At 71.9% G+C, this 22,742-nt stretch carries 25 protein-coding genes; 14 read left to right on the forward strand and 11 right to left on the reverse strand.

Features of this window, described 5'->3' with window-relative positions:
- Window positions 1-14 precede the first annotated feature (14 nt).
- Window positions 15-1,262 (reverse strand): inorganic phosphate transporter, encoded by a 1,248-nt coding sequence (locus tag IE97_RS0132980; RefSeq protein WP_030248748.1) that lies wholly within the window; start codon window positions 1,260-1,262, stop codon window positions 15-17.
- A gap of 253 nt (window positions 1,263-1,515) precedes the next feature.
- Here IE97_RS0132980 and IE97_RS0132985 point away from each other — a divergent pair, with 253 nt between their 5' ends.
- The 3 genes from IE97_RS0132985 to IE97_RS0132995 all read left to right on the forward strand — a co-directional run bounded on the left by IE97_RS0132985 (window position 1,516) and on the right by IE97_RS0132995 (window position 5,288).
- The gene (locus IE97_RS0132985; protein WP_030248750.1) at window positions 1,516-2,247 is read left to right on the forward strand and encodes a class II aldolase/adducin family protein; all 732 of its coding nucleotides are present in this window, start codon (window positions 1,516-1,518) and stop codon (window positions 2,245-2,247) included.
- Window positions 2,248-2,554: 307 nt separating this feature from the next.
- Window positions 2,555-3,682 carry an alpha/beta hydrolase gene (locus IE97_RS0132990; protein WP_030248752.1) on the forward strand — a complete coding sequence of 376 codons (1,128 nt, stop codon included), beginning with the start codon at window positions 2,555-2,557 and terminating at the stop codon, window positions 3,680-3,682.
- Between the two features lie 202 nt (window positions 3,683-3,884).
- The gene (locus tag IE97_RS0132995) at window positions 3,885-5,288 is read left to right on the forward strand and encodes a hypothetical protein (RefSeq protein ID WP_199807122.1); all 1,404 of its coding nucleotides are present in this window, start codon (window positions 3,885-3,887) and stop codon (window positions 5,286-5,288) included.
- 34 nt (window positions 5,289-5,322) lie between these two features.
- On the opposite strand, the gene IE97_RS0133000 is transcribed toward IE97_RS0132995, so the two are convergent.
- A complete protein-coding gene (locus IE97_RS0133000) occupies window positions 5,323-5,745 on the reverse strand; it encodes a VOC family protein (protein ID WP_030248758.1) in 423 nt (140 codons plus the stop codon).
- A 224-nt stretch (window positions 5,746-5,969) separates the two neighbouring features.
- Here IE97_RS0133000 and IE97_RS0133005 point away from each other — a divergent pair, with 224 nt between their 5' ends.
- The 3 genes from IE97_RS0133005 to IE97_RS0133015 all read left to right on the forward strand — a co-directional run bounded on the left by IE97_RS0133005 (window position 5,970) and on the right by IE97_RS0133015 (window position 9,050).
- A complete protein-coding gene (locus tag IE97_RS0133005; protein ID WP_030248761.1) occupies window positions 5,970-7,568 on the forward strand; it encodes an ABC-F family ATP-binding cassette domain-containing protein in 1,599 nt (532 codons plus the stop codon).
- Window positions 7,569-7,920: 352 nt separating this feature from the next.
- Window positions 7,921-8,139 (forward strand): helix-turn-helix domain-containing protein, encoded by a 219-nt coding sequence (locus IE97_RS0133010; RefSeq protein WP_010037790.1) that lies wholly within the window; start codon window positions 7,921-7,923, stop codon window positions 8,137-8,139.
- A 107-nt stretch (window positions 8,140-8,246) separates the two neighbouring features.
- Window positions 8,247-9,050, forward strand: a complete 804-nt coding sequence (locus tag IE97_RS0133015; protein WP_030248765.1) for an enoyl-CoA hydratase/isomerase family protein — start codon at window positions 8,247-8,249, stop codon at window positions 9,048-9,050.
- Between the two features lie 4 nt (window positions 9,051-9,054).
- On the opposite strand, the gene IE97_RS0133020 is transcribed toward IE97_RS0133015, so the two are convergent.
- Complete coding sequence (locus IE97_RS0133020) at window positions 9,055-9,774, reverse strand: hypothetical protein (protein ID WP_030248767.1); 720 nt, start codon at window positions 9,772-9,774, stop codon at window positions 9,055-9,057.
- A gap of 87 nt (window positions 9,775-9,861) precedes the next feature.
- Here IE97_RS0133020 and IE97_RS0133025 point away from each other — a divergent pair, with 87 nt between their 5' ends.
- From IE97_RS0133025 to amaP, 5 genes are read left to right on the forward strand one after another with little or no spacing between them, the layout of a single operon-like run.
- On the forward strand, window positions 9,862-10,335 hold the full coding sequence (locus IE97_RS0133025) for an Asp23/Gls24 family envelope stress response protein (protein WP_030248769.1): 474 nt from the start codon (window positions 9,862-9,864) through the stop codon (window positions 10,333-10,335).
- Between the two features lie 49 nt (window positions 10,336-10,384).
- Complete coding sequence (locus IE97_RS0133030) at window positions 10,385-10,567, forward strand: hypothetical protein (RefSeq protein WP_030248771.1); 183 nt, start codon at window positions 10,385-10,387, stop codon at window positions 10,565-10,567.
- A gap of 5 nt (window positions 10,568-10,572) precedes the next feature.
- Window positions 10,573-10,947: a hypothetical protein gene (locus IE97_RS0133035; RefSeq protein ID WP_420706160.1), complete on the forward strand. Its 375-nt coding sequence runs from the start codon at window positions 10,573-10,575 to the stop codon at window positions 10,945-10,947.
- Window positions 10,944-11,612, forward strand: a complete 669-nt coding sequence (locus IE97_RS0133040; RefSeq protein WP_030248776.1) for a DUF6286 domain-containing protein — start codon at window positions 10,944-10,946, stop codon at window positions 11,610-11,612. Before IE97_RS0133035 ends, IE97_RS0133040 begins: the two co-directional genes overlap by 4 nt.
- A gap of 7 nt (window positions 11,613-11,619) precedes the next feature.
- Window positions 11,620-12,198 carry an alkaline shock response membrane anchor protein AmaP gene (gene amaP, locus IE97_RS0133045; RefSeq protein WP_030248779.1) on the forward strand — a complete coding sequence of 193 codons (579 nt, stop codon included), beginning with the start codon at window positions 11,620-11,622 and terminating at the stop codon, window positions 12,196-12,198.
- Between the two features lie 91 nt (window positions 12,199-12,289).
- Here the strand turns inward: amaP and IE97_RS0133050 are convergent, their stop codons facing one another.
- The 5 genes from IE97_RS0133050 to IE97_RS0133070 are packed head-to-tail and all read right to left on the reverse strand — an operon-like array spanning window position 12,290 to window position 17,353.
- Window positions 12,290-13,045 (reverse strand): SDR family oxidoreductase, encoded by a 756-nt coding sequence (locus IE97_RS0133050; RefSeq protein WP_030248782.1) that lies wholly within the window; start codon window positions 13,043-13,045, stop codon window positions 12,290-12,292.
- A 5-nt stretch (window positions 13,046-13,050) separates the two neighbouring features.
- Entirely contained in the window at window positions 13,051-14,844 is a 1,794-nt protein-coding gene (locus IE97_RS0133055; RefSeq protein ID WP_030248785.1) for a glycoside hydrolase family 15 protein, read from the reverse strand.
- Between the two features lie 33 nt (window positions 14,845-14,877).
- Entirely contained in the window at window positions 14,878-15,210 is a 333-nt protein-coding gene (locus IE97_RS0133060; protein WP_030248787.1) for a hypothetical protein, read from the reverse strand.
- Complete coding sequence (locus IE97_RS0133065) at window positions 15,207-15,794, reverse strand: sigma-70 family RNA polymerase sigma factor (protein ID WP_030248789.1); 588 nt, start codon at window positions 15,792-15,794, stop codon at window positions 15,207-15,209. The genes IE97_RS0133060 and IE97_RS0133065 overlap by 4 nt, the downstream gene beginning before the upstream one ends.
- Window positions 15,791-17,353 carry a sodium:solute symporter family protein gene (locus IE97_RS0133070; RefSeq protein WP_030248791.1) on the reverse strand — a complete coding sequence of 521 codons (1,563 nt, stop codon included), beginning with the start codon at window positions 17,351-17,353 and terminating at the stop codon, window positions 15,791-15,793. The genes IE97_RS0133065 and IE97_RS0133070 overlap by 4 nt, the downstream gene beginning before the upstream one ends.
- 178 nt (window positions 17,354-17,531) lie before the next feature.
- Here IE97_RS0133070 and IE97_RS0133075 point away from each other — a divergent pair, with 178 nt between their 5' ends.
- The 3 genes from IE97_RS0133075 (at window position 17,532) to IE97_RS38855 (ending at window position 20,208) form a co-directional block, all read left to right on the forward strand.
- A complete protein-coding gene (locus IE97_RS0133075) occupies window positions 17,532-17,756 on the forward strand; it encodes a DUF3311 domain-containing protein (RefSeq protein WP_030248794.1) in 225 nt (74 codons plus the stop codon).
- A gap of 92 nt (window positions 17,757-17,848) precedes the next feature.
- Entirely contained in the window at window positions 17,849-20,020 is a 2,172-nt protein-coding gene (locus IE97_RS0133080) for a carbon starvation CstA family protein (RefSeq protein ID WP_030248797.1), read from the forward strand.
- A 14-nt stretch (window positions 20,021-20,034) separates the two neighbouring features.
- Window positions 20,035-20,208 (forward strand): YbdD/YjiX family protein, encoded by a 174-nt coding sequence (locus IE97_RS38855; RefSeq protein ID WP_078603466.1) that lies wholly within the window; start codon window positions 20,035-20,037, stop codon window positions 20,206-20,208.
- A gap of 309 nt (window positions 20,209-20,517) precedes the next feature.
- Here IE97_RS38855 and IE97_RS0133090 read toward each other — a convergent pair whose 3' ends face one another.
- The 3 genes from IE97_RS0133090 to IE97_RS0133100 form a co-directional block, all read right to left on the reverse strand.
- Complete coding sequence (locus IE97_RS0133090) at window positions 20,518-21,315, reverse strand: SURF1 family protein (protein ID WP_030248800.1); 798 nt, start codon at window positions 21,313-21,315, stop codon at window positions 20,518-20,520.
- A gap of 49 nt (window positions 21,316-21,364) precedes the next feature.
- Window positions 21,365-21,598 (reverse strand): hypothetical protein, encoded by a 234-nt coding sequence (locus tag IE97_RS0133095; protein ID WP_030248803.1) that lies wholly within the window; start codon window positions 21,596-21,598, stop codon window positions 21,365-21,367.
- 97 nt (window positions 21,599-21,695) lie between these two features.
- The gene (locus IE97_RS0133100; protein WP_030248806.1) at window positions 21,696-22,697 is read right to left on the reverse strand and encodes a DEDDh family exonuclease; all 1,002 of its coding nucleotides are present in this window, start codon (window positions 22,695-22,697) and stop codon (window positions 21,696-21,698) included.
- Window positions 22,698-22,742 lie beyond the last annotated feature (45 nt).

The raw sequence follows: 22,742 nt of genomic DNA on the forward strand, positions 1-22,742 counted from the left end.
TAACCCGGTGGGCTTCAGACCGTGGTGGTCGTGGACGGGGCCCGTTCGGATGTGGCCTGGGCGGGGAACGCGGGGACCGGCTCGTCCGTGGCCGTGCCACCCGCGGGCGGCGGGGTCACCGCGGCCATCGCCGTGGTCACCACACCGGCCGGCTCCGTCTCCTCGGTGTCGTTGACGTTGGTGTGGTCGACGACCTCACGCCGCGAGAGCTTCCAGATCACCGCGCTGGACGCGACGAGGAAGACCGCCACTGCCGCCGTACCCCAGTCGCCGAAGTCGGTGACGTACTCCGCGAGCGCGCCCACCAGGGCCGCCGCCGGCAGCGTCAGGCCCCAGGCGACGAACATCCGGGTCGCCGTCGACCAGCGGACGACACCGCCCTTGCGGCCGAGGCCCGCGCCCATCACCGCGCCGGAGACGGAGTGGGTGGTGGAGAGGGAGAAGCCGAGGTGGGAGGAGGCCAGGATGACCGTCGCCGCACTGGTCTGGGCGGCGAAGCCCTGCTGCGGCTGGAGGTCGGTCAGGCCCTTGCCCATGGTGCGGATGATGCGCCAGCCACCGAGGTACGTGCCGAGCGCGATCGCGATGCCCGCCGACAGGATGACCCACATGGGCGGGTCGGAGTCGGGCGCGACGGCGCCGCCGGCGACCAGGGCGAGGGTGATGACACCCATCGTCTTCTGGGCGTCGTTGGTGCCGTGCGCCAGGGAGACCAGGCCGGCCGAGGCGATCTGGCCGGCCCGGTAGCCCTTCTCGGACGCCTTGCCGTCGGCCTTCTTCCCCAGGGAGTACGTCAGCCGCGTGGCCAGCATCGCCGCGATGCCCGCCACCAGCGGGGCGGCGATCGCCGGGATCAGGACCTTGGTCACCAGCACGTCACCGTGCACCGCGCCGACGCCCGCCGAGGCGATCGTGGCGCCGATCAGGCCGCCCATGAGGGCGTGCGAGGAACTGGACGGCAGACCGACCAGCCAGGTCAGCAGGTTCCAGAGGATCGCTCCGACCAGGGCGGCGAAGATGACCTCGGGTCGTATACCGGCCTCGTCGACGAGGCCCTTGGAGATCGTGTTGGCGACTTCGACGGACAGGAAGGCGCCGACCAGGTTCAGGACCGCGGACATGGCCACCGCGACCTTGGGCCTCATGGCGCCCGTGGAAATGGTCGTGGCCATCGCGTTCGCGGTGTCGTGGAAACCGTTCGTGAAATCGAACGCGAGTGCGGTTACCACCACAATCGCGAGGATCAGCGAGAAGCTTTCCATTTACCCAGGCAATCGTTCGAGGTCGTTGGTCGGACGAACGTAGGTAACCCGAGTGAACGGAAGATGAACTGGGAGGGGCGCAGGGGTGTCCACAAACGAGGGTTGGTGTTCCGCCCTGCCGTCAGGCCTCCCATGTGCCCGTGAACGGGGCGCCTCGCACGGACAGTTTCAGTCGATCGAGTGACCCTGCAGAGGGTTCTGATCACCCGACAGGGTGATGCTGTGGGGCGCGCCCGACTGGCAGGATCGCCGCATGGCTGAGCAGCGAGGCGAGGAACCGGACACCGGCGGCGTCCTGGACGGCGGAGGGGACGTGGGGGAGTCGCGGCGGAGGGAGGCGCACCCCGAGGAGGCGCGTGCCTGGGAGGACCTCGTCACCACGGCCCGCCGGACCGTCTCCGAGGGCCTCGTCGTGGGCACGTCCGGCAACGTCTCCGTGCGGGTCGGGGACACGGTCCTGGTCACGCCGTCGGGCGTCCCCTACGACCGGCTGGCACCGGACGACGTCACCGGCGTCGGCCTCGACGGACGGCAGGTCCTCGGCACACTCGTCCCGACCAGCGAGCTGCCCATGCACCTCGCGGTCTACGCCACGACCGACGCCCGTGCCGTCGTGCACACCCACGCCGTGCACGCGACGGCCGTCTCGACGCTCGTGAGCGAGCTGCCACTGATCCACTACATGGCCGCCGCGCTCGGTGGCCCCGTCCGGGTGGCCCCGTACGCCACCTACGGCACCGACGAGTTGGCCGAAAACATGCTGAACGCCCTCGCCGGCCGCTCCGGGTGCCTCCTCCAGAACCACGGCACCGTCGCCTACGGCACCTCATTGGACCAGGCCTTCGACCGCACGGCCCAGCTGGAGTGGATGTGCCGCCTGTGGCTGACCGCCACGTCGGTACCGGGCCTGTCCCCGAGCCTGCTGTCCCGGGAGCAACTGGCCGAGGTGGAGGAGCGGCTGCGCGGCTACGGCCAGCGCCGCTGACCCTCAGGGGTCCTTTCACTGTGAGCGCCCGGGTCGCGCGGCCTGGCACCGCGCCTCGCCGCGTTGCCGAAAAGCCCTGGTAGCTCCTCCCCCGAGCTCTCGGCTCCGCTCGAGCAGGGGGCACCCCCATCGAGGGCTCTCCGGCGCCTTGCGATGCACGGCACCAGACCACGCGACCTGATCGAGCGCTCACAGTGAAAGGACCCCACCGCCACACCCCTCGCGGCTGACCACCGGGAGCCTCGCGCCCTCACCCCGCCGCCCCCTCCCACTGGTCGCCCGCCCGGTCCGCCAGGACACTGGAGGGATGCGCACCGCCACAGCGACGGCCGCCGCCGTCTCCGCCGTGATAGGAGCCGGCGCGGTCGCCGTGGCGGCCGGCCGACTGGCCAGCGACGCCGCGCTCAAGGCACCTCCGGGCAGGCCACTGCCCACCGAACCCCGGCTGACCGTGCACGCCACGGCAGGCGGGCGGATCAGCCTCACCCGTGACCTGGCCGCCCTCCGGCCCGGCCGCTACGGCCTCTCGGGCGACGGCTCACACGCGGTCGTCGGCCCCGTCCTGTCCGACGCGCCGGGCACCGCCGACACCGTCGTACGCCGCCTCGAACGCGTCACCCACGGCACCCTGGAGCCCGGCGACAAGGTCTGGCTGACCCCGAACGTGTACGTCGGCAACCCGAGTTCCGCCCTCGGCATCGAACACGCCGACATCGACATCCCCGGCGAACTCGGTGCCCTGCCCGCGTGGTTCGTGCCCGGCGCCCGGGACACCTGGGTGATCGCCGTGCACGGCCTGGGCACCACCCGCGAAGTCGCCATGAACGTCATGGGGTTCCTGCACCGCAGCCACTTCCCGGTGCTCGCCCTCGCCTACCGCGGCGACCTGGGCGCGCCCCGCCCGCCCGACGGCCTGAACCACTTCGGCGAGACCGAGTGGCGCGACCTGGACGCGGCGATCCGCTACGCGGTGCGGTACGGCGCCCGGCAGGTCGTCCTGCACGGCTGGTCCACCGGCGCCACCATGGCCCTGCGCGCCGCGGAGCGGTCCGGGCTGCGCGACCGCGTCTCCGGGCTGGTCCTGGACTCCCCGGTGCTCAGCTGGGAGACCACCCTGCGCGCCCTCGCCGCAGCCCGCCGTGTCCCGGCCCCCCTGCTGCCGCTGGCCGTCCGCGCCGCACAGGGCCGCACCGGCCTGTACGGCGACCGCGCCGCGGCCACCGCCCCCGCCGACGGGCTCCGCGTCCCCGCGCTCCTCGTCCACGGGCCGGACGACACGGTGGCCCCCTGGCGGCTCTCCCGCCGGCTCGCCGACGCCCGCCCGGACATGGTCACCTTCCACCGCGTCGCCGGCGCTCCCCACGGAGCGATGTGGAACGCCGCCCCACAGGCCTACGAGGAGGCACTGCGACGCTTCCTGACGCCTCTGATGTGACGCCCCACAGGGACACCGCCCTGCCGCAAACCACGATCTCTCGCGCTCACCGGCGACCGGTCGCGATGATTCCGTTTAGCGTCGTATCACTGGCTTGTTCCCGGCCCTCGGCCACTCCGGGGAACCTGTGCGTTGGCCATCCCCGTCGCCCGCCGTGACATTCCGTTTGGGTTTTCGGACCGTCAACCGGAAGACTGCCCCCGTGACGTCCCGTATCCCGCGCGACTCCAGGCTCCGACTCGTCCGCCCGCGACCCCTGGCCGCCGCCCCCAGAGCGATGAACCAGCGGCGCTCGCGCCGACCCGCCCCGCGCCCTCCGGAGGGCACCCCGGCACCGGCGGAACTGGCGAGAATGGCACGCTCAGGTCTGGCCGGCGCGGCCCGCGTCGCCCGCTGGGCCGACACGGCACTCGGCCCCGGCCGCGGCAGCGCCACCGCCGACGGCAAGGCCACCCTCTCCGACGCGACCGCCGAACAGGCCGCGCGCGAGCTGGGCCTGACCCCGGCTCAGGTCAGAGCCGACTGGGACACCGCCCGCCTCGCCGGGCTCGTCGAGGTGCACGGCGGCAGCGCCCGCCCCGGCTGGCGTCTGCGCGCCTGGGACCGCGACGACAGCGCCGTCCTGCGCGGCTGGGTCGCCCTCTTCGACGCCTGGTCGCTCGCCTACCCGGAGCCCGGGGACCACGAGCCCGCCGCCGTCGCCGAGGTCGTCTCGGCCATGCCGCAGACGCTCTCCTTCCTCCAGCTGTCCGCAGGCCCCGTCCCCGTGGAGCAGCTCCTCGACCTGCTGGAGCAGCGCGTCACCGAGCTGCGCACCGCACGCTGCGAGATCCCCTACGGCCCACAGCCCGAGCCGCGAGCGGCCGAGCCCGAGCCCACCGACGCCCCGCTGGCGCCCCTCCTCGACTGGGCCCTGCGCGCCCTCGCCTCCGTCGGCGCCCTCACCTACGGCGACGGCCAGGCCACGCTCACCCCGCTCGGCAACTGGGCCGTCTGGGTCAAGCTGGAGCAGATCTGCGTCGCCGCGCAGAGCCCCGCCGGGAACATCGAGCAGGCCGCCGAGGACATGCTCCGCGGCTGCGCCCAGCTGCGCCCGAACGCGGCCCGCGCCGAGTACCGCGCCTGGCTCGCCGCCCGCCCCGTCGGCAGCGCCGTCACGGAACTCCTCGGCGCCGCCCGCGGTGAGGACGCCCTGCTGCGCGGCCTGGCCTTCGAGGCCCTGCGCGTGGTCGGCGCCCCCGCCGAGCCGGACGTCCGTGCCGTGCTGGACGAGCCCACGCTCAGGCCCTACGCGCTGCTGTGGCTGGCCGAGCACGACGGGGCCGACCCGGAGGACGCCCACGAGGTGCTCACCCGGGAGGAGGCGACCTGGCTCTGGGTGGACACCGCGGCCGCCGTCGCCGACCACGGGGAGGCCCCGCTGCTCGTCCGCCACCTGGAGTCCGCGGTGCAGCCGACCATCCCGATGCTCCTGGACGAGGTCCGTGCCGTGGGCCACCCGCGCACCGTGCAGGTCCTGGTCGCCCTGGCCGCGGCCCACCCCGACCCGGCGCTGGCCAAGGCCGTCCGCCGGGCCGCCTTCCAGGTGCACACCGGCGGCAGCTGACCCGGGGCCGGCCGTCCGCCGGCCCAGGGGGGCGTCAGCCCGTCATCTCGGGCGCGTACGTCCCGAAGCTCCACACGTTGCCCTCGAGGTCCCGGGCCATGTAGTCCCGCGAGCCGTACTCCTGGTCCGTCGGGGGCATGAGGATCTCCGCGCCCTGGTCCACGGCGCGGCGGTGGTGCGCGTCCACGTCGTCCACCACGACGTACACCCCGGTCGTGCCCGCGCCCTTCATCGCCCGGTCGAAGACGCTGCCGGTGCCCTTGGAGCCGACCATCACCGCGCCGTTGCCCTGCGCCAGCTCGGCGTGCATGACCGCGCCGTCCTCGCCCTCGAACACCGACAGCTCCGTGAAACCGAAGGCCTCAGTGAGCTGCCGGATCGCCGCCTTCGCGTCGGCGTACAGCAACGTGGGGTAGATGCTCGGACGCCCGCCTGACGTGCCTGCCACACCGATCACTCCCTTGTGCTCGGTCGCCGGAAAACCGATGGTCCTGATCTGCTGCTCAGTCTCGCACCCACCACGGACAAGGACCCGACGAGACGAACCGAACACCCGCGCGCAGAAAAAGTGGTTGCACGTCCCCGTTAGACTGTCCCCCATGGCCATTCTCCTCGCGCATTAGACGGCGGGAACGTCCTCAGCCGCCCATCCCGCCCCCGTATCCGCCCTGGAGTCTGTCCGTGATCTCCGCCTCCGGTATCGAGCTGCGCGCCGGTGCCCGTGTCCTCCTCGAGAACGCCACTTTCCGTGTCGCCAAGGGCGACCGCATCGGCCTGGTCGGCCGCAACGGCGCGGGGAAGACCACCCTCACCAAGTGCCTCGCGGGCCAGGGCATGCCCGCCGGCGGCACCATCACCCGCTCGGGCGAGGTCGGCTACCTCCCGCAGGACCCCCGCACCGGCGACCTCGACGTGCTCGCCCGCGACCGCATCCTCTCCGCGCGCGGCCTGGACGTCCTGATCCGCAAGATGCGTGACAACGAACAGCGCATCGCCACCGGCAAGGGCTCCACCCGCGAGAAGGCCCTCAAGCAGTACGAGCGCCAGGAGACCGAGTTCCTCACCAAGGGCGGGTACGCCGCCGAGGCCGAGGCAGCCACCATCGCCGCCGCGCTCAACCTGCCCGACCGGGTGCTCGGCCAGCCCCTGCACACGCTCTCCGGCGGTCAGCGCCGCCGTATCGAGCTGGCCCGCATCCTGTTCTCCGACGCGGACACGCTGCTGCTCGACGAGCCGACCAACCACCTCGACGCCGACTCGATCACCTGGCTGCGCGACTACCTCAAGACCTACCGCGGCGGCTTCATCGTGATCTCCCACGACGTCGACCTGGTCGAGACGGTCGTCAACAAGGTGTTCTACCTGGACGCCAACCGCTCCCAGATCGACATCTACAACATGGGCTGGAAGCTCTACCAGCAGCAGCGCGAGGCCGACGAGAAGCGCCGCAAGCGCGAGCGCGCCAACGCCGAGAAGAAGGCCGCCGCCCTGCATTCGCAGGCCGACAAGATGCGCGCGAAGGCCACCAAGACGGTCGCCGCGCAGAACATGGCCCGCCGCGCCGACAAGCTGCTGTCCGGTCTGGAGGCGGTCCGCCAGTCCGACAAGGTCGCCAAGCTGCGCTTCCCGGAGCCCGCGCCCTGCGGCAAGACCCCGCTCATGGCCGAGGGCCTGTCGAAGTCGTACGGCTCGCTGGAGATCTTCACCGACGTCGACCTGGCCATCGACAAGGGCAGCCGGGTCGTCATCCTCGGCCTCAACGGTGCCGGCAAGACCACCCTGCTGCGGCTGCTGGGCGGCGTCGAGCAGCCCGACACCGGCGCGGTCGTCCCCGGCCACGGCCTGAAGCTCGGCTACTACGCGCAGGAGCACGAGACCCTCGACCCGGACCGCACGGTCCTGGAGAACATGCGGTCCGCCGCACCCGACATGGACCTGGTCGAGGTCCGCAAGGTGCTCGGCTCGTTCCTGTTCTCCGGCGACGACGTCGACAAGCCCGCCGGCGTCCTCTCCGGCGGCGAGAAGACCCGCCTGGCGCTCGCCACGCTCGTGGTGTCCTCGGCGAACGTGCTGCTGCTCGACGAGCCGACCAACAACCTCGACCCGGCCAGCCGCGAGGAGATCCTCGGCGCGCTGCGCACCTACAAGGGCGCGGTCGTCCTCGTCACCCACGACGAGGGCGCGGTCGAGGCGCTCCAGCCGGAGCGGATCATCCTGCTGCCCGACGGCATCGAGGACCTGTGGGGCGCGGACTACGCGGACCTCGTCGCCCTGGCCTGAGCGTCAGCGCCGCTTGATCGAATAGGTGATCAACGGCGTATCGATCATTCGGCCCAGCGGTGATCCATCATCTGTGTGAGATCTCCTCGTACCGAGGTGTGTCCTACATCGATTTCGCGGCCGAGCCCCCGATTCTTCGCGGCTCGGCCGCTGCGCCTTTCTGACCAGGCATTTCCCGGAACAATCCGTTCGGCCGTACGGGGGCCATCCTTCGGAATTCTTCATTCCGCTTGTGGGGGTGTGCTCCCGTCGTCACAACCTTGTCTCACGGACCTTGCCGAATGGGTGGCCATCGAGGCCCAGAGGGGTGATCATGAGGAGACCAGAGCGCACTTCCCATGAGGAGGCACGGGTGGCCGAGACTCTGAAGAAGGGCAGCCGGGTGACCGGCGCCGCGCGCGACAAGCTCGCGGCAGACCTGAAGAAGAAGTACGACGCCGGTGCGAGCATCCGGGCGTTGGCCGAGGAAACCGGCCGCTCGTATGGCTTCGTTCACCGCATGCTCAGTGAGTCGGGCGTCACGCTGCGAGGGCGTGGCGGGGCGACCCGGGGCAAGAAGGCCACGGCCTGACCCCGGGTGGCCCCACGGCTCCGATGGTGGCCACCCGGTCGGCAAGCTGATCGGCCGGGTGGTTACTGTGCAGTCACTTAGCTGACCGCACGCATCGGAGGCGTCCCATGGCTTCGCCCGACCAGGACCTCGTTCCCGTACTCGACAAGGACGGCGTACGGCTCACCGTCGACGACGCGATCGCCACGGTGACGCTGACCAACCCGGCCAAGCGCAACGCGCAGAGCCCCGCTCTGTGGCGGGCGCTGACCGAGGCCGGGCGGCAGCTGCCGGGCTCCGTCCGCGTCGTGGTGCTGCGGGCCGAGGGCAAGTCCTTCTCGGCCGGGCTCGACCGGCAGGCGTTCACGCCCGAGGGCTTCGACGGGGAACCGTCGTTCATCGACCTCGCGCGTGGCGACGACGCCGAGTTGGACGCGACCATCGCCGGATACCAGGAGGCGTTCACCTGGTGGCGGCGCAGCGACATCGTTTCCGTCGCCGCTGTCCAGGGGCATGCCATCGGGGCGGGCTTCCAGCTCGCCCTCGCCTGCGACCTGCGCGTCGTCGCCGACGACGTGCAGTTCGCCATGCGCGAGACCAGCCTCGGACTCGTGCCCGACCTGACGGGCACCCACCCCCTGGTGGGCCTCGTCGGCTACGCCCGCGCGCTGGAGATCTGCGTGACCGGGCGCTTCGTCACGGCCGACGAGGCCGTGAACACCGGGCTGGCCAACCTCGCCGTACCGGCCGACCAGCTCGACGACGCCGTACGGGACCTCACCTCGGCCGTGCTCGCCGCGCCCCGTGACGCGGTCATCGAGACCAAGGCCCTGCTGCGCGGCGCCCAGGACCGCACGTACGAGGAACAGCGCGCCGCGGAACGCCAGTCCCAGGCCCGCAGGCTGCGGGACCTGGCGGGAGCCGGGGACTGAGCCCTCAGCCGATCCCGCTCACCAGGACCGCCACCGTCGGATGGTCCGGCAGCGACCTTCTCACGGCCCTGCGGACCTCGCGGGCCACGTCCCGGGCCCGGTGGTCCGCGGCGACCGCCAGTTCCAGCCGGATGTGACGGTGCGCCAGTGCGGCGTCGCCCGGCAGCTCCTCGATGTGCACGGGGTGACCCAGCGTGCCGGTCAGATGCAGCACGCCCGGGACCGCCAGCGCGGCGGCGGCGACGCGGCCCTTCTCGCCGCCGCCCTCGCCGTCGGCCCGCACGGGCCCTGGCGGCTCGGGCAGAGGGACGGACGGCCCGGGTTCCGTCTCCTCGTCCAGCAGGCCCGTCACGAGCAGGTCGATCTCCGTCACGGTCAGACCGAGCCGCTGCGCCGCCGCCGTCGCCAGCGTCGCCCGCAGCAGGGACGCCGTCGTCGGCAGCGGCTGCGCGGACGTGGCCTCGGCCTCCGCCGTCACCCGCAGCGGCCCGGGCGGCAGAGCGCTCGGGGGAGCCGGTACGGCCGGCTCCCGGCGGTCCGCCGGGTCGGCGAGCGTGACCCGGAGCGCACCGAGGCGCACACCGGGAGTGTCCCCGGCCGCGCTCCGCAGCACCGCCTCGGCCGCCCGCTCGGCGATCCACGCGCCGTCCCGCTCATCACCCAGGGGCAGCAGACTGCCCAGGCCCAGCTGATGTCTCACTGTCTGCATCCGGTCGGAGGTCATTCCCCCAGCCTGCCGCATCAGAGGCGCGCGACCACGTAACCGTGCTTACGGTGGTCGCAGGACGACGACCGAAAAGGACGTACGGCGATGACTGACATGACCGAGAACCGGGGTGGGGAGAGCGAGACGCCGGCGGCGCGCAGGAGCCCGCTGGTCAAGCGCAGCGGGGGAGACCCGGGCTCCCGCGGGCGGACGACCATCGCGGACGGCGTCGTGGAGAAGATCGCCGGGCTCGCCGCCCGGGACGTCGACGGCGTGCACGCCATGGGCAGCGGTATCTCCCGCACCTTCGGAGCCGTGCGCGATAGGGTCCCCGGCGGTGCCAAGTCGGTGACGCGTGGCGTGAAGGCCGAGGTCGGCGAGGTGCAGGCCGCCCTCGACCTGGAGATCGTCGTCGTCTACGGCGTGTCGATCGCCGATGTGGCCCGGGACGTACGGGAGAACGTCATCACCGCCGTCGAGCGGATGACCGGTCTCGAGGTCGTCGAGGTCAACATCGCGGTGAGCGACGTGAAGCTGCCGGACGAAGAGGAAGAGGAACCGGAGCGCCGGATCCAGTGAGGGACCGGCCACCCCACAACGCAGCGGCTGATGAGCTGAGGAGCGCAGCATGAGCATGGCCGTGGCCGGCATGATCGCCGGCATGGCACTGGCATTCGCCGGATACTTCGGCGGGTTCGGCGCCTTTCTGCTGGTGGCGGCGCTCGGCGCCGTCGGCTTCGTCGTCGGCCGGTTCCTGGAAGGGGACATGGACCTCGGCGACTTCTTCCGCTCCCGTGAACGGCGGCGGTGACACCCATGAGCGCGGCGGCCGGTGAACTCGACAGACCCTTGACCGTCGTCCCGCCCGGCGAGCGGGGCGAGACCCGGATCGCCGACCGGGTGGTCGCCAAGGTGGCCTCGCAGGCGGCCCGCGAGGCCGTCGGAACCCTGCCGCCCGACGCCGGCCGGCCGTCCGCCACCGTCGTCGTACACCACCAGATCGCCCACGTCCGGATCCACGTCGAACTCGACTATCCCTGCGACGTCGGCGCCCGCTGCCGCCAGGTCCGTCGCCAGGTCGTCGACCGGGTGGGCGACCTGGTGGGAATGAAGGTGCCGGAGGTCGTCGTCCAGGTGGAGCGGCTGCACCTGATCGCGGCACCCGGCGCGGTGGAGGGGAGGATCCGATGAGCGAACCCCAGGGCACGGAACCCACCGACGGCACCACACAGCGCCTGCCGGTCCTCGACAAGTCGGAGCCCGGCACCCAGCCGGACCCGTCCGCGCCTGACCCGTCTGCGCCGGAGGCCGGCCGCGCCGGCCGCTTCTGGTCGGCGCGCCGCATCCCCGCCGGCATCGTCGCCCTGCTGCTCCTGGGCCTCGTCGGGCTGTTCCTCTACGACATCGTCTCCGTACGGGCCGGCCGGCCCGGCATGCAGTGGCGGCGCGAACTCGCCCATCAGCTCGCCGAACGGCCCCTCGACGACACGTGGGTCCTCGTCGGGGCCGGGGTCGCCGCCCTCCTCGGGCTGTGGCTGCTGGTCCTGGCCGCCACCCCCGGCCTGCGGGACGTGCTCCCGATGCGGCGCACCCACGCCGACGTACGTGCCGGACTGCAGCGCGACGCCGCCGCGACCGCGCTGCGCGACCGGGCCATGGAAGTGCCCGGCGTCCAGACGGCACGGGTGAAGGTGCGCCGGAGACGGGCGAGAGTCCGCGCCATGTCCCACTTCCGCGAACTGGACGACGTACGAACCGACCTGGACGCCGTGCTCGCCGACGCGGTCCACGGCCTGGGACTCTCCCGGCCGCCCTCGCTGTCGGTGCGCGTCCGGCGGCCGGGCCGGAAGGGATGAGACAGCCATGCTGAGGGTCGTCAACCGCGTGTTCCTCGGACTCGTCGGACTCGTCCTGCTGGTGCTGGGCGGCTCCGTACTCGCCGTCGGCCTCGGCGCTACGGCGCCCTCGTGGTGGATCCACGACAGCAAGCACGACGTGCTGCTGAACGACGCCGAACGCACCCGCTGGCAGGACGACGGCTGGTGGTGGCCGGTCGTCATCGCCGTCCTGGCGGTCCTCCTGCTGCTCGCGCTCTGGTGGCTGGTCGCGGTCCTCCGCCGGCGCCGCCTCTCCGAGATCCTCGTCGACACCGGGGACGGCGAGGGCGCCCTGTTGCGCGGCCGGGCCGTGGAGAACGTCCTCACCCAGGAGGCGGGCCAGGTGGACGGTGTGGATGGAGCCCGTGTTCACCTGACGGGCCGCCGCACCGCCCCCGAGGCCCGGGTACGACTCGCACTCGCGCCCCATGTGGACCCGGGAAGGGCCCTGACCGACTTCACGACCGGCGCGCTGACCCATGCCAGGACCTCGGCGGGCCTGGAGTCCCTCCCGGCGGAGGTGAGACTGCGGGGCGTCAAGCACGGCGCGGAGAGAGTGACTTGAGTGCAACGCCCCAGGGGGCGCGGGGCTGCATCGATATGCGGCTCCGCCGCGTGGGCGCGACCAGCCCACGACCACCCGCAGACGGCCATGCTCAGAACCCGTGCCGCGCTCCACCGTCGACCGGCACCATGACCCCGGTCAGATAAGACGCAGCCGGCGACAACAGAAACGCCGCCACCCGCCCGAACTCCTCGGGCGCCCCGTACCGCCGCAACGGAATCCGCGACTCCGACGCCGCCCTGGTCGCCTCCGGATCCGCCGACAACGCGTCCAGCTCCCGCACCCGGTCCGTGTCGATCCGCCCGGGCAGCACACCGACCACCCGGACACCCCGCGGCCCCAGTTCGTCGGACAACGACTTGGCGAAGCCCGCGAGCCCCGGCCGCAGCCCGTTCGAGATGGTCAGCCCGGGGATCGGCTCGTACACCGACCCCGACAGCACGAACCCGATGACACCCCCGGCCTCCAACTCGGCCGCCGCGGCACGGGCCAGACGCACCGCACCGAGGAACACCGACTCGAACGCGGCCTGCCACTGCTCGTCCGTGTTGTCCGCGACGAACCCGGCCGGCGGCCCGCCCACGCTGATGAGGACACCGTTGAAACGGCCGAAGTGCTCCCGCGCCGCCCCGATCAGCCGGGCAGCCGCCTCTGGGTCGGCGTTGTCGACGGCCACCCCGACCGCGTTCGGGCCCAGCGCGGCCGCCGCCTCCGCGACGCTCTTCTCGTCCCGCCCCGACACGACCACTTTCGCCCCGTCCGCGACGAGCTCACGCGCGGTGGCGTGGCCGAGGCCGCGCGTGGCCCCGGTGACGACGTACACCCGGTCCTTCAGTCCAAGATCCATGGTCCCTATCCTGCCCCGTCCTCCCCGAACAGGGCGAGGGCGGTGTTCACCAGGCCGATGTGGCTGAACGCCTGCGGGAAGTTGCCGAGCTGCCGGCCGGCCACCGGGTCGAACTCCTCGGACAGCAGACCGACGTCGTTGGCGAGCCCCGCCAGCCGCTCGAACAACTCCCGGGCCTCCTTCGTGCGGCCCGTCATGTGCAGGGCGTCCGCGAGCCAGAACGAGCACACCAGGAAGGTGCCCTCGCTGCCGGGCAGCCCGTCGACCTCCCTGAGGTCCGAGTCGCTGGTGCTGTAGCGGCGCAGCAAGCCGCCGTGCTCCAGCTCCTCACGGACCGCGTCGATCGTGCCGAGCACCCGGGGGTCGTCCGGCGGCAGGAAACCGACACGCGGGATGAGCAGCAGCGCGGCGTCCAGTTCGCGTGAGCCGTAGGACTGCGTGAAGGTGTTGCGGTCGGGGTCGTACCCCTTCTCGCACACCTCCCGGTGCACGTCGTCGCGCAGCGTGCGCCAGCCGTCCAGGTCGCCGTCCAGCTCAGGATGGCGCTCCAGGGTGCGCACGGCCCGGTCGGCGGCCACCCACACCATCACCTTCGAGTGCACGAACTGGCGCCGGCCGCCGCGCACCTCCCACAGTCCCTCGTCCGGCTGCCGCCAATGGTCGCGCAGGAAGTCCATCAGGGCGGTCTGCAGCGCCCACACGTCCGGCTGGGCGGACAGGCCCGACTCGCGGGCCAGCGACAGGGAGTCCATGACCTCGCCGTAGACGTCCAGCTGGAGCTGGTTCACGGCATCGTTGCCGATGCGTACGGGGGAGGACCCGGCGAAGCCGGACAGCCAGGGCAGCTCGAACTCGGGCAGCCGTCGCTCGCCCGCCAGACCGTACATGATCTGCAGGTCCGCCGGGTCACCCGCGACCGCGCGCAGCAGCCAGTTCCGCCAGGCCTCGGCCTCCTCCTGGTATCCCGCCGCCAGCAGCGCGCCCAGGGTGAGGGTGGAGTCGCGCAGCCAGCAGTAGCGGTAGTCCCAGTTGCGCACCCCGCCCAGCTCCTCGGGCAGTGAGGTGGTGGCGGCGGCGACGATGCCGCCGGTCGGGGCGTAGGTGAGCGCCTTGAGGGTGATCAGGGAGCGGACCACGGCGTCCCGGTACGGCCCGTCGTAGCGGCAGCGCGACGCCCAGAGCTGCCAGTCCTCGACGCTGTGGCGCAGCGACTCGTAGGGGTCGACGAGCGGAGGGCGTGGCTCGTGGGAGGGATGCCAGGTCAGGACGAAGGCGACCTTCTCGCCCCGCTTGACCGTGAACTCCGCGTGGGTGCCGTAGTCCTCGCCCCAGCTGGTCACCTCCGGCTCGCTGCGCAGCCAGGTCGAGTCCGGGCCGGCGACGGCGACGCGGTGGCCGTCGGTCCGGCGTACCCAGGGGACGACCGAGCCGTAGTCGAAGCGCAGCTTGAGGACGCTGTGCAGCGTCACCTCGCCGTCCAGGCCCTCGACGATGCGGACGAGGTCGGGGGCCTGGTCGCGCTGGGGCATCAGGTCGGTGACCCGGACCGTCCCCTGCCCGGTCTCCCACTCGGTGTCCAGGACGAGGGTGTCGCGGCGGTAGGCGCGCCGGGTGCAGCGGTCCGCCCCCACGGGGGCGATGCGCCAGTAGCCGTTGTCCTCGTCACCGAGCAGTCTGGCGAAGCAGGCGGCCGAGTCGAAACGGGGCAGACACAACCAGTCGACGGATCCGTCCGTGCCGACCAGGGCCGCGGTCTGTTCGTCACCGATGAGCGCGTAGTCCTCGATGCTGTTATGCACGGAGTGCGGGTTCCCGGCAAGCAGGCGCGGCAATCAGGGCAGGTGCCGGGGGAGTGACGTGCCGTCGGCGGCCGGGGCCGAGGTGCCCGAGAAGATCACACCCGGATCCGACGGGGCCTGGTTGAGGACCCACAGGCCGATCAGGGTGGCCAGCGTGAAGACCACGGTGATCAGCACGGCGAGCACGAGCCGCCGCCGGCGTTCGCGCCGCAGCCAGTCGCCGCGTGCCGTGCGGTACGCGTCGGGGTCGGGCAGCACCCCGCCGGCCATGGCACGCAGCGCCTCGCGCAGTTCCTGCTCGGTACGGTCGTGGCCGGTCCGGTCCGGGCCGGTGTCCCGCGACCCGGTCGCGTCTCTGTGCGTCATCGCCTGGCCTCCATCGCCTGAGTGAGGGCGGCGATGCCGCGTGCCGTGTGCGTCTTGACGGAGCCGCCCGATATGCCCATGGCGGCGGCTATCTCGCTCTCCTTGAGCCCGAGCCAGTGCCGCAGCACCAGCGCCTCGCGCTGCCGGGCCGGCAGTCGCTGGAGCGCGTCGATCAGTACGCGCTGGTCGTCGCGGAGCAGCGCCGCGTTCTCGGCGGACGCGGCCAGCTCCTCGGACGGATGCTCCGTGTGCCTGCGGGCGACCTGGAGGTGGCGGATCCGCATCCGGGTCAGATTGCAGACCGTGGAGCGCAGATACGCCTCCGCCGCGGCGATGTCCTTCAGCCGCCGCCACTTGCGGTAGATCTGGTAGTACGCCTCGGCCACCACGTTCTCCGGATCGTCGGCGCCGAGCAGCACGGCGAGGCGCAGCATCGAGGAGTAGTGCAGCTCGAAGAGGCGGGCGACGCCGGCCTCCCGCTCCAGGTCGTCCGGATCGCTCACCGCGGGGGCGAGCGGCTCGGCGGGGGCGGCCGGTGCGGGGACCGGTGGCAGGGTGGCAGGGGTGATCTGTCTGCGTCTCACGGAGTGTTCGCTCCCGTCTCCGGGCGCCGCCTGGCGGTCAGGCGGGACGGCAGGTCTGTCGAGTCGGCGCCGCGCGGGACGCCGAGGCGTTCGAGCACCGCGGTGCCGGCCACCGCGACCGTCAGATTGAGCAGCAGGGCGGCGAGTCCGGCGTAGATCTCCAGCGGTCCGGCGCCGGTGCCGAGCGGCACGATCGACGAGAACCCCTCACGCACCACCAGGTACGTCCCGCAGACCATGCCGACCGTCCATCCGGCGAGCAGTGCCCGCGGGTGCAGCCGCCCGGTGAACAGCCCGACGGCGACGGCCGGGAAGATCTGCAGGATCCACACGCCGCCGAGCAGCTGGAGATTGATGGCGTCCTGGTCGCGCAGCCCGAACACGAACGCCACGGCCCCCACCTTCGCGGTGAGCGACACCGCCTTGGCGATGCGTACCTGCCGCTTCGGCGTGGCCGTCGGATGGACGTACTCGACGTACACGTTCCGCACGAAGCTCGTGGCGGCCGCGATGGACATCACGGCGGCCGGGACCAGCGCGCCCACGGTGATCGCTCCGAACACCAGTCCCGCCAGCGGCGCCGGCATCAGCCGGTCGACCAGCATCGGCACGGCGGACTCGGCCCCGCCCTCGGGCGCTCGCACCCCCGTGGCGAGCGCCGCGATGCCGAGGAACCCGAAGAGGGCGAGCAGCGCCGTCCAGGCGGGCAGCGCCACGGCGGCCTTGCGTACGGTGCGCGGACTGTCGGCGGCGAACCCGGCGGTGAGCACGTGCGGGTACATCAGCAGCGCCAGCGCCGAGCCCAGCGCGAGCGTGGCGTAGGCGGGCTGCTGCTCGGGGGAGAGCAACAGGGCGGAACCGGCCGTGTCCGTCCCGCCCAGCCGCCGCGCCGCTCCCTCGAACACCGCGCCCGGCCCGCCGAGCCGTTCCAGGACCAGCCAGCACACGGCGGTGAGCGAGACGAACACGGCCACCGCCTTGAGTGCGGAGATCACGGCCGGGGCGCGCAGCCCGTGCCGGTACGTGGCCACGGCCAGCCCCGCGAAGAGCGCCACCATCACCAGGTCGCCGGCCGCGCCCCGGGGGTAGAGGCCCCCGGCCGTGAGCACGGCCCGTATACCGAGCAGTTGCAGCGCCAGGTACGGCATCGTCGCGAGAATCCCGGTCAGTGCCACCACGAGCGCCAGCGGCGGTGAACCGTACCGCCCGCGCACGAAGTCGGCGGCCGTGACGTACCCGTGGCGGCGGGCCACCGACCACAGCCGGGTCAGCAGAACGAAGGCGAGCGGACAGACGATCACCGTGTACGGCACCGCGAAGAACGCGGGCGCGCCGTTGCCGTACGCCAGTCCGGGGACGGCGGTGAACGTGTACGCGGTGAAGATCGTGCCGCCCAGCAGCAGCCAGGTCCACACGGGGCCGAGCCCGCGGTCGGCGAGCGCCCAGCCCTCCAGGGAAGGCAGCCGGTCGACGGGGCGCAGACGGCGCGCGGTGACGGCGAGCAGCGACGCTCCGCCTATCACGGCGAGAAACGTCGTGGTCATGGCGCCATCCGCCATGGGTCACCGTCCTTGGTGTGCCTGGGCCTTCGCTTGCTGGTTGCGCGGGCGGCCGGTTCGGAGGACAGAGGAGGACAGAAAACCGGCGGGAAATCTTCTGGAAATCCGCTGTCAACCGTTCTCAGCGGCTGCGCAACTCTTGCACAGACCGACAGCCAACGGGAGAGGAGCGCAGGTCATGGCACGGACCGGGCATCCACGGCTACGACGTGCAGCCGCCGCCCTCCTGCTGCTCGCTCCCGCCGCGGGACTGCTGTGGGTTCCCTGGTACGCCGGTGAGAGCCCAGGGCTGGCGGGAACGCCGTTCTTCTACTGGTACCAGCTCGCCTGGGTACCGGGGTGCGGCCTCTGCCTGCTCGCGGCCTATGCGCTGACCCGGCACGACGACCGTCACGGCCCCTGAGCCACGCCGCCGCCCGTACCTGTATCGCTCCGCGTACACCTCCGCAACACCTCGCGCACCACCCCACACACCTTTTTAGGTGAGGAGTCGCCATGTCTACGTCAGCCATGCCCGGATCCGCTCTGCCGGCGCCGGACGGCCCACCGCCCCGGCGGTCCCGCATGACCGCACGATCGATCCTCATCTGGACGGCCGTCGCGCTGGCCGGCGCGGTCGGCTGGGGCGTCCTCGCGCTCTCCCGCGGCGAGGAGATCTCCGCCGTGTGGCTGGTGATGGCGGCCCTCGGCTCCTACGCCATCGGCTACCGCTTCTACTCGCGGTTCATCGCCCGCCGGGTCCTGGAGGTCGACGACACCCGCGCCACCCCGGCCGAGCGGCTGGAGGACGGAGTCGACTACCACCCGACCGACCGCCGGGTGCTGTTCGGCCACCACTTCGCGGCGATCGCCGGCGCCGGTCCGCTGGTGGGGCCGGTGCTGGCCGCGCAGATGGGCTATCTGCCGGGCACGATCTGGATCATCGTCGGCGTGATCTTCGCCGGCGCGGTCCAGGACATGATCGTCCTGTTCCTCTCCATGCGCCGGGACGGCAAGAGCCTCGGCCAGATGGCCCGGGACGAGATCGGCAGGGTGGGCGGTGCGGCGGCACTGATCGGTGTCTTCGCCATCATGATCATCCTGCTCGCGGTCCTGGCCATGGTCGTCGTCAACGCACTGGCCGAGTCGCCCTGGGGCACCTTCTCGGTCGCCATGACCATCCCCATCGCCCTCTTCATGGGCTTCTACCTGCGCTACCTGCGACCGGGTCAGGTCGTGGAGACCAGCCTCATCGGCGTGGCACTGCTGCTGCTCGCCATCCTCGGCGGCGGCTGGATCCAGGAGTCCTCACTGGCCCAGTACTTCGTCTGGAGTCCCGAGACCCTGGTCTTCTGCCTCATCGGCTACGGCTTCGTGGCCTCCGTGCTCCCGGTGTGGATGCTGCTGGCGCCCCGTGACTACCTGTCGACGTTCATGAAGGTCGGCACCATCGCCCTGATGGCCGTGGGTGTGGTGATCGCCGCTCCGGACCTCAGGGCCGAGCCGGTGACCGAGTTCGCCTCGACGGGCGCCGGGCCGGTCTTCGCCGGATCCCTGTTTCCCTTCCTGTTCATCACCATCGCCTGCGGCGCCCTGTCGGGCTTCCACGCGCTGGTCTCCTCCGGCACCACCCCCAAGCTGATCCAGAAGGAGTCCCAGGTCCGGCTGATCGGGTACGGCTCCATGCTCACGGAGTCCTTCGTCGCCGTCATGGCGCTGATCGCCGCCTGCGTGCTGGAACCGGGCCTGTTCTACGCGATGAACTCCCCTGCCGCGCTGCTCGGCCCGACGGTGGAGACCGCGTCGGAAGCCGTGAAGAACCTCGGCTTCAGCATCACCCCGGACCAGCTCGCCGCCGCTGCCAAGGCCGTCGAGGAGGAGACGCTGGTCGGCCGCTCCGGTGGCGCGCCCACGCTGGCCGTCGGGATGTCGGAGATCTTCGCCGGGGTGTTCGGCGGGGCGGGGATGAAGGCCTTCTGGTACCACTTCGCCATCATGTTCGAGGCCCTGTTCATCCTGACCACGGTGGACGCGGGCACCCGCGTGGGCCGCTTCATGCTCCAGGACATGCTGGGCAACATCTGGAAGCCGATCGGGCGTGTCACCTGGAAGCCGGGCATCTGGATCACCAGCGCTCTGGTCGTCGGAGCCTGGGGCTACTTCCTGTACGCCGGTGTCACCGACCCGCTCGGCGGCATCAAGCAGCTCTTCCCCCTGTTCGGCATCGCCAACCAGCTGCTGGCCGCGGTCGCCCTGGCCGTCACCACCACCATGCTGATCAAGGCGGGCAAGCTGCGCTGGGCGTGGGTCACCGGCATCCCGCTGGCCTGGGACGTCGCCGTCACCTACACCGCCGGCTGGCAGAAGATCTTCTCCGACGACCCGAAGATCGGCTTCTTCGCCCAGCGGGACGTCTACGCGGACGCCATCGACGCGGGTCAGCTGCTGCCTGGTGCCACGACCATGGACGACATGCACACCATCGTCCTCAACAACACCGTCAACGGTGTGATCATGGCGGTCTTCCTGCTGCTGGTCCTCATCGTCCTGGTCAACTGCGCGGTGGTGTGCGTCCGCGCGGTGCGTGCCCCCGAGCCCCTGCCGACGACCGAGGCCCCGTACGTCGCCTCCCGCATCGACGTCCCCGAGCAGCGGAGCACCGAGCCGCTGGTGGGGGCAGGCCCGTGAGCACCGTACGCAAGATGCTGGACACCGTGCTCTGGTACGCGCGCGAGCTGACCGGCGAGACGGAGTACGACCGCTACTGCGAGCGCCGGCGACGCCACCACCCGCACGCCCCGCTGCCCACCCGGCGCGAGTACCAGCGGATGCGCACCAGGCAACGCGAGTGCGAGTCGCCCGGCCGCTGCTGCTGATGCCGCACGGCGTTCCTCGCCGCGCGTTTCCCGGCCGCGCGCCCCGACCTCGCTCCGCTCCACCTCCGCCGAGACCGAGATGTTCAGACCGAGATGTTCAGACCGAGATGTTCAAGCGCCGTCCTTCGCTGCTGATCAGCCCCGCCTCGACGACGACCTCGTGCACGCGACTCACCGAACCCGCGGCCGACCCCGCAGCTGCACGGGGCGCAGGTGTCCCGTCCGGGACGGCCGCGGTCGGCTGCCGCGCGCCGCGGGACGGGACTGGGATCGCGGGGCGCACCGGGTGTCGGTCCTTCGCCCGCGCCGTCACGCCGTGGCCGGCTCCGACTCCCTGTCCTCCGCCGAGGCGGCGGCCGCCTGGGCCCGCTCCCGGGCCTCCCGGCGGGCCAGCACCACCCAGCCGACCGGCACGGCGGCGGCGAACAGCCACCACTGGACGGCGTACGCGTAGTTCAGCGCCGCGTCCTCCTTGCCGGGGTTGCCCAGCAGCTCGGGGGTGTCGCCCTCGGGCTCGGGCGCCGTCTGCGCGATGTAGCCGCCGAGCACCCGGGCGTCCAGGCGCCGCGCCTCCTGCTCACTGTTGATCAGCATGATCTGCCGGTCCGGCAGGCCCTGGAGGTTCTTGATGCCGCTCGCCTCGGTCGTCTCGTCCGGCATCAGCCGCCCCTTGATCGTCACCGTGCCGCCGGGCGGTGCGGGGACCTTCGGGAACGCGGTCTGGCTCGGGCCGTCCGAGGGGATCCAGCCCCGGTTGACCAGCAGGACCTTGCCGTCCTCCAGGACGAACGGGGTCAGGACGTGGTAGCCGACCTCGTCGTCGGCGTTGGTCCGGCGGCGGACGACGACCTCGTCCTCGGTGTCGAAGCGCCCCTTCGCCGTCACGGTCCGGTACCGCTCGGCGCTGGTGACGGTGTGCCCGGGCGCGGTCAGCTTCTCCACGGGCACCGGTTCGGCCGCCAGCGCGTCCGTGACCAGCTGGTTCCGGGCGGTGCGCTCCTCGTAGCGATGCATCTGCCAGAAGCCCAGCCTGATCATCGTGGGGATGAGAAGCAGGGCGACCAGTGTGAGGATCACCCACTGCCGGGACATCAGGAAGCGGTACACCCCACGACCGTACAACTCGGTCGTGGGGTGTTTTCAGGCGGGTACAGGTTCATACCTTGTCGACGATCCCCACCTTTCCCTCCGCGCGGGCGCAGTGGGCGCCGCAGTACCACTGGCCCTCGACCTCGACGCCCTGGCCGATGATCTGTACCCGGCAGTGCTCGCAGATGGGGGCCATGCGGTGGATCGCGCAGGCGAAGCAGTCGAAGACGTGCACCGCTCCCTGCGCGTGCACCTCGAAGGTCATTCCGTACTGATTGCCACATACCTCACAGGTCGCCATGGGCCACAGGGTGAGCCGTCACCCCGGCCCGGGCGAGCGGCCACCGGGCGAGTCGTCCGCCATTCACCCGTCCGTACGGTCGCTCCCGCGCATACGGTCACGCCTCCGACGCCGGCTCCACATCCGCCAGGAGCTGCCCGAAAGCGGCCTCGTCCACGACCGGCGTACCGAACTGCCGGGCCTTGACCGCCTTGGACGTGCCCGAGTCGGGGTCGTTCGTGACGAGCAGGCTGGTCAGCCGGGACAGGCTGGAGGCCACGTGCAGCCCGGCCTCGGTCGCCCGGTCCTCCAGCAACTCGCGTTCGACCGAGGTGTCACCGGAGAAGGCGACCCGCATGCCCTGCTTGAGCCGCTTGCCCGCCTCGTAGCGCCCCGGGTTGGGGTAGGGGCAGGCGGGCCGCTTCCGGGACGGCCGCCAACTGCCGGGGCGGTAGCCGCCGTAGCCACCGCTGCCCGCCTGCTGTCCGATGCGGGGCGCGGCAGGACGGTCCGACCACTCCGTCAGTGGCCGGCACTCGAGCAGCGGCAGCCGCACGCCGCCGGCCGCCGCGGCCCTGAGGCTGGGCCGGAACGCCTCCGCCAGCACGCGCGCGTCGTCGAGTGCGTGGTGCGCGCGCCGCTGGACGACTCCGTAGTGCGCGGCGAGGGACTCCAGCTTGTGGTTGGGCAGCGGAAGTCCGAGCTCCTTGGAGAGGGCGATGGTGCACAGCCGCTGCCGGACCGGAGCCTCGCGCTTCGCGCGCGCGTACTCGCGGGCGATCATCTGCCAGTCGAAGACGGCGTTGTGGGCGACGAGTACGCGCCCCTCCAGTCGCGTCGTGAACTCCTCGGCGATGTCCTGGAAGAGGGGGGCGCCCTCGAGTGCCTCGCTCGTCAGTCCGTGGATCCACACCGGGCCGGGGTCCCGCTCCGGATTGACCATCGTGTACCAGTGGTCCTCGACCTCGCCGCGCGCGTCCAGCCGGTAGACGGCCGCGGAGATGATGCGGTCGTCCCGGGCCAGGCCCGTGGTCTCCACGTCAACGACCGCGTATCCCTGGGGATACGCGGCCGGCCACGACGTGGAAGAGGGCACTGCGGTCGTCAGGTCTTCGAGCATGGTTCCTGAGGATACGGGCCACGACTGACACCGCGGTCCGAGAGG

Origin of the sequence: Streptomyces sp. NRRL S-455 (assembly GCF_000717875.1) — a bacterium.
GTDB lineage: Bacteria > Actinomycetota > Actinomycetes > Streptomycetales > Streptomycetaceae > Streptomyces.

Bases quoted from the DNA above. Each gene is read 5' to 3' on its own strand.
- IE97_RS0132980 (WP_030248748.1), bottom strand. From the start codon at position 1,262: ATGGAAAGCTTCTCGCTGATCCTCGCGATTGTGGTGGTAACCGCACTC.
- IE97_RS0132985 (WP_030248750.1), top strand. From the start codon at position 1,516: ATGGCTGAGCAGCGAGGCGAGGAACCGGACACCGGCGGCGTCCTGGAC.
- IE97_RS0132990 (WP_030248752.1), top strand. From the start codon at position 2,555: ATGCGCACCGCCACAGCGACGGCCGCCGCCGTCTCCGCCGTGATAGGA.
- IE97_RS0133015 (WP_030248765.1), top strand. From the start codon at position 8,247: ATGGCTTCGCCCGACCAGGACCTCGTTCCCGTACTCGACAAGGACGGC.
- IE97_RS0133020 (WP_030248767.1), bottom strand. From the start codon at position 9,774: ATGACCTCCGACCGGATGCAGACAGTGAGACATCAGCTGGGCCTGGGC.
- IE97_RS0133025 (WP_030248769.1), top strand. From the start codon at position 9,862: ATGACTGACATGACCGAGAACCGGGGTGGGGAGAGCGAGACGCCGGCG.
- IE97_RS0133030 (WP_030248771.1), top strand. From the start codon at position 10,385: ATGAGCATGGCCGTGGCCGGCATGATCGCCGGCATGGCACTGGCATTC.
- IE97_RS0133035 (WP_420706160.1), top strand. From the start codon at position 10,573: ATGAGCGCGGCGGCCGGTGAACTCGACAGACCCTTGACCGTCGTCCCG.
- IE97_RS0133040 (WP_030248776.1), top strand. From the start codon at position 10,944: ATGAGCGAACCCCAGGGCACGGAACCCACCGACGGCACCACACAGCGC.
- amaP (WP_030248779.1), top strand. From the start codon at position 11,620: ATGCTGAGGGTCGTCAACCGCGTGTTCCTCGGACTCGTCGGACTCGTC.
- IE97_RS0133050 (WP_030248782.1), bottom strand. From the start codon at position 13,045: ATGGATCTTGGACTGAAGGACCGGGTGTACGTCGTCACCGGGGCCACG.
- IE97_RS0133060 (WP_030248787.1), bottom strand. From the start codon at position 15,210: ATGACGCACAGAGACGCGACCGGGTCGCGGGACACCGGCCCGGACCGG.
- IE97_RS0133070 (WP_030248791.1), bottom strand. From the start codon at position 17,353: ATGGCGGATGGCGCCATGACCACGACGTTTCTCGCCGTGATAGGCGGA.
- IE97_RS0133075 (WP_030248794.1), top strand. From the start codon at position 17,532: ATGGCACGGACCGGGCATCCACGGCTACGACGTGCAGCCGCCGCCCTC.
- IE97_RS0133080 (WP_030248797.1), top strand. From the start codon at position 17,849: ATGTCTACGTCAGCCATGCCCGGATCCGCTCTGCCGGCGCCGGACGGC.
- IE97_RS38855 (WP_078603466.1), top strand. From the start codon at position 20,035: ATGCTGGACACCGTGCTCTGGTACGCGCGCGAGCTGACCGGCGAGACG.
- IE97_RS0133095 (WP_030248803.1), bottom strand. From the start codon at position 21,598: ATGGCGACCTGTGAGGTATGTGGCAATCAGTACGGAATGACCTTCGAG.
- IE97_RS0133100 (WP_030248806.1), bottom strand. From the start codon at position 22,697: ATGCTCGAAGACCTGACGACCGCAGTGCCCTCTTCCACGTCGTGGCCG.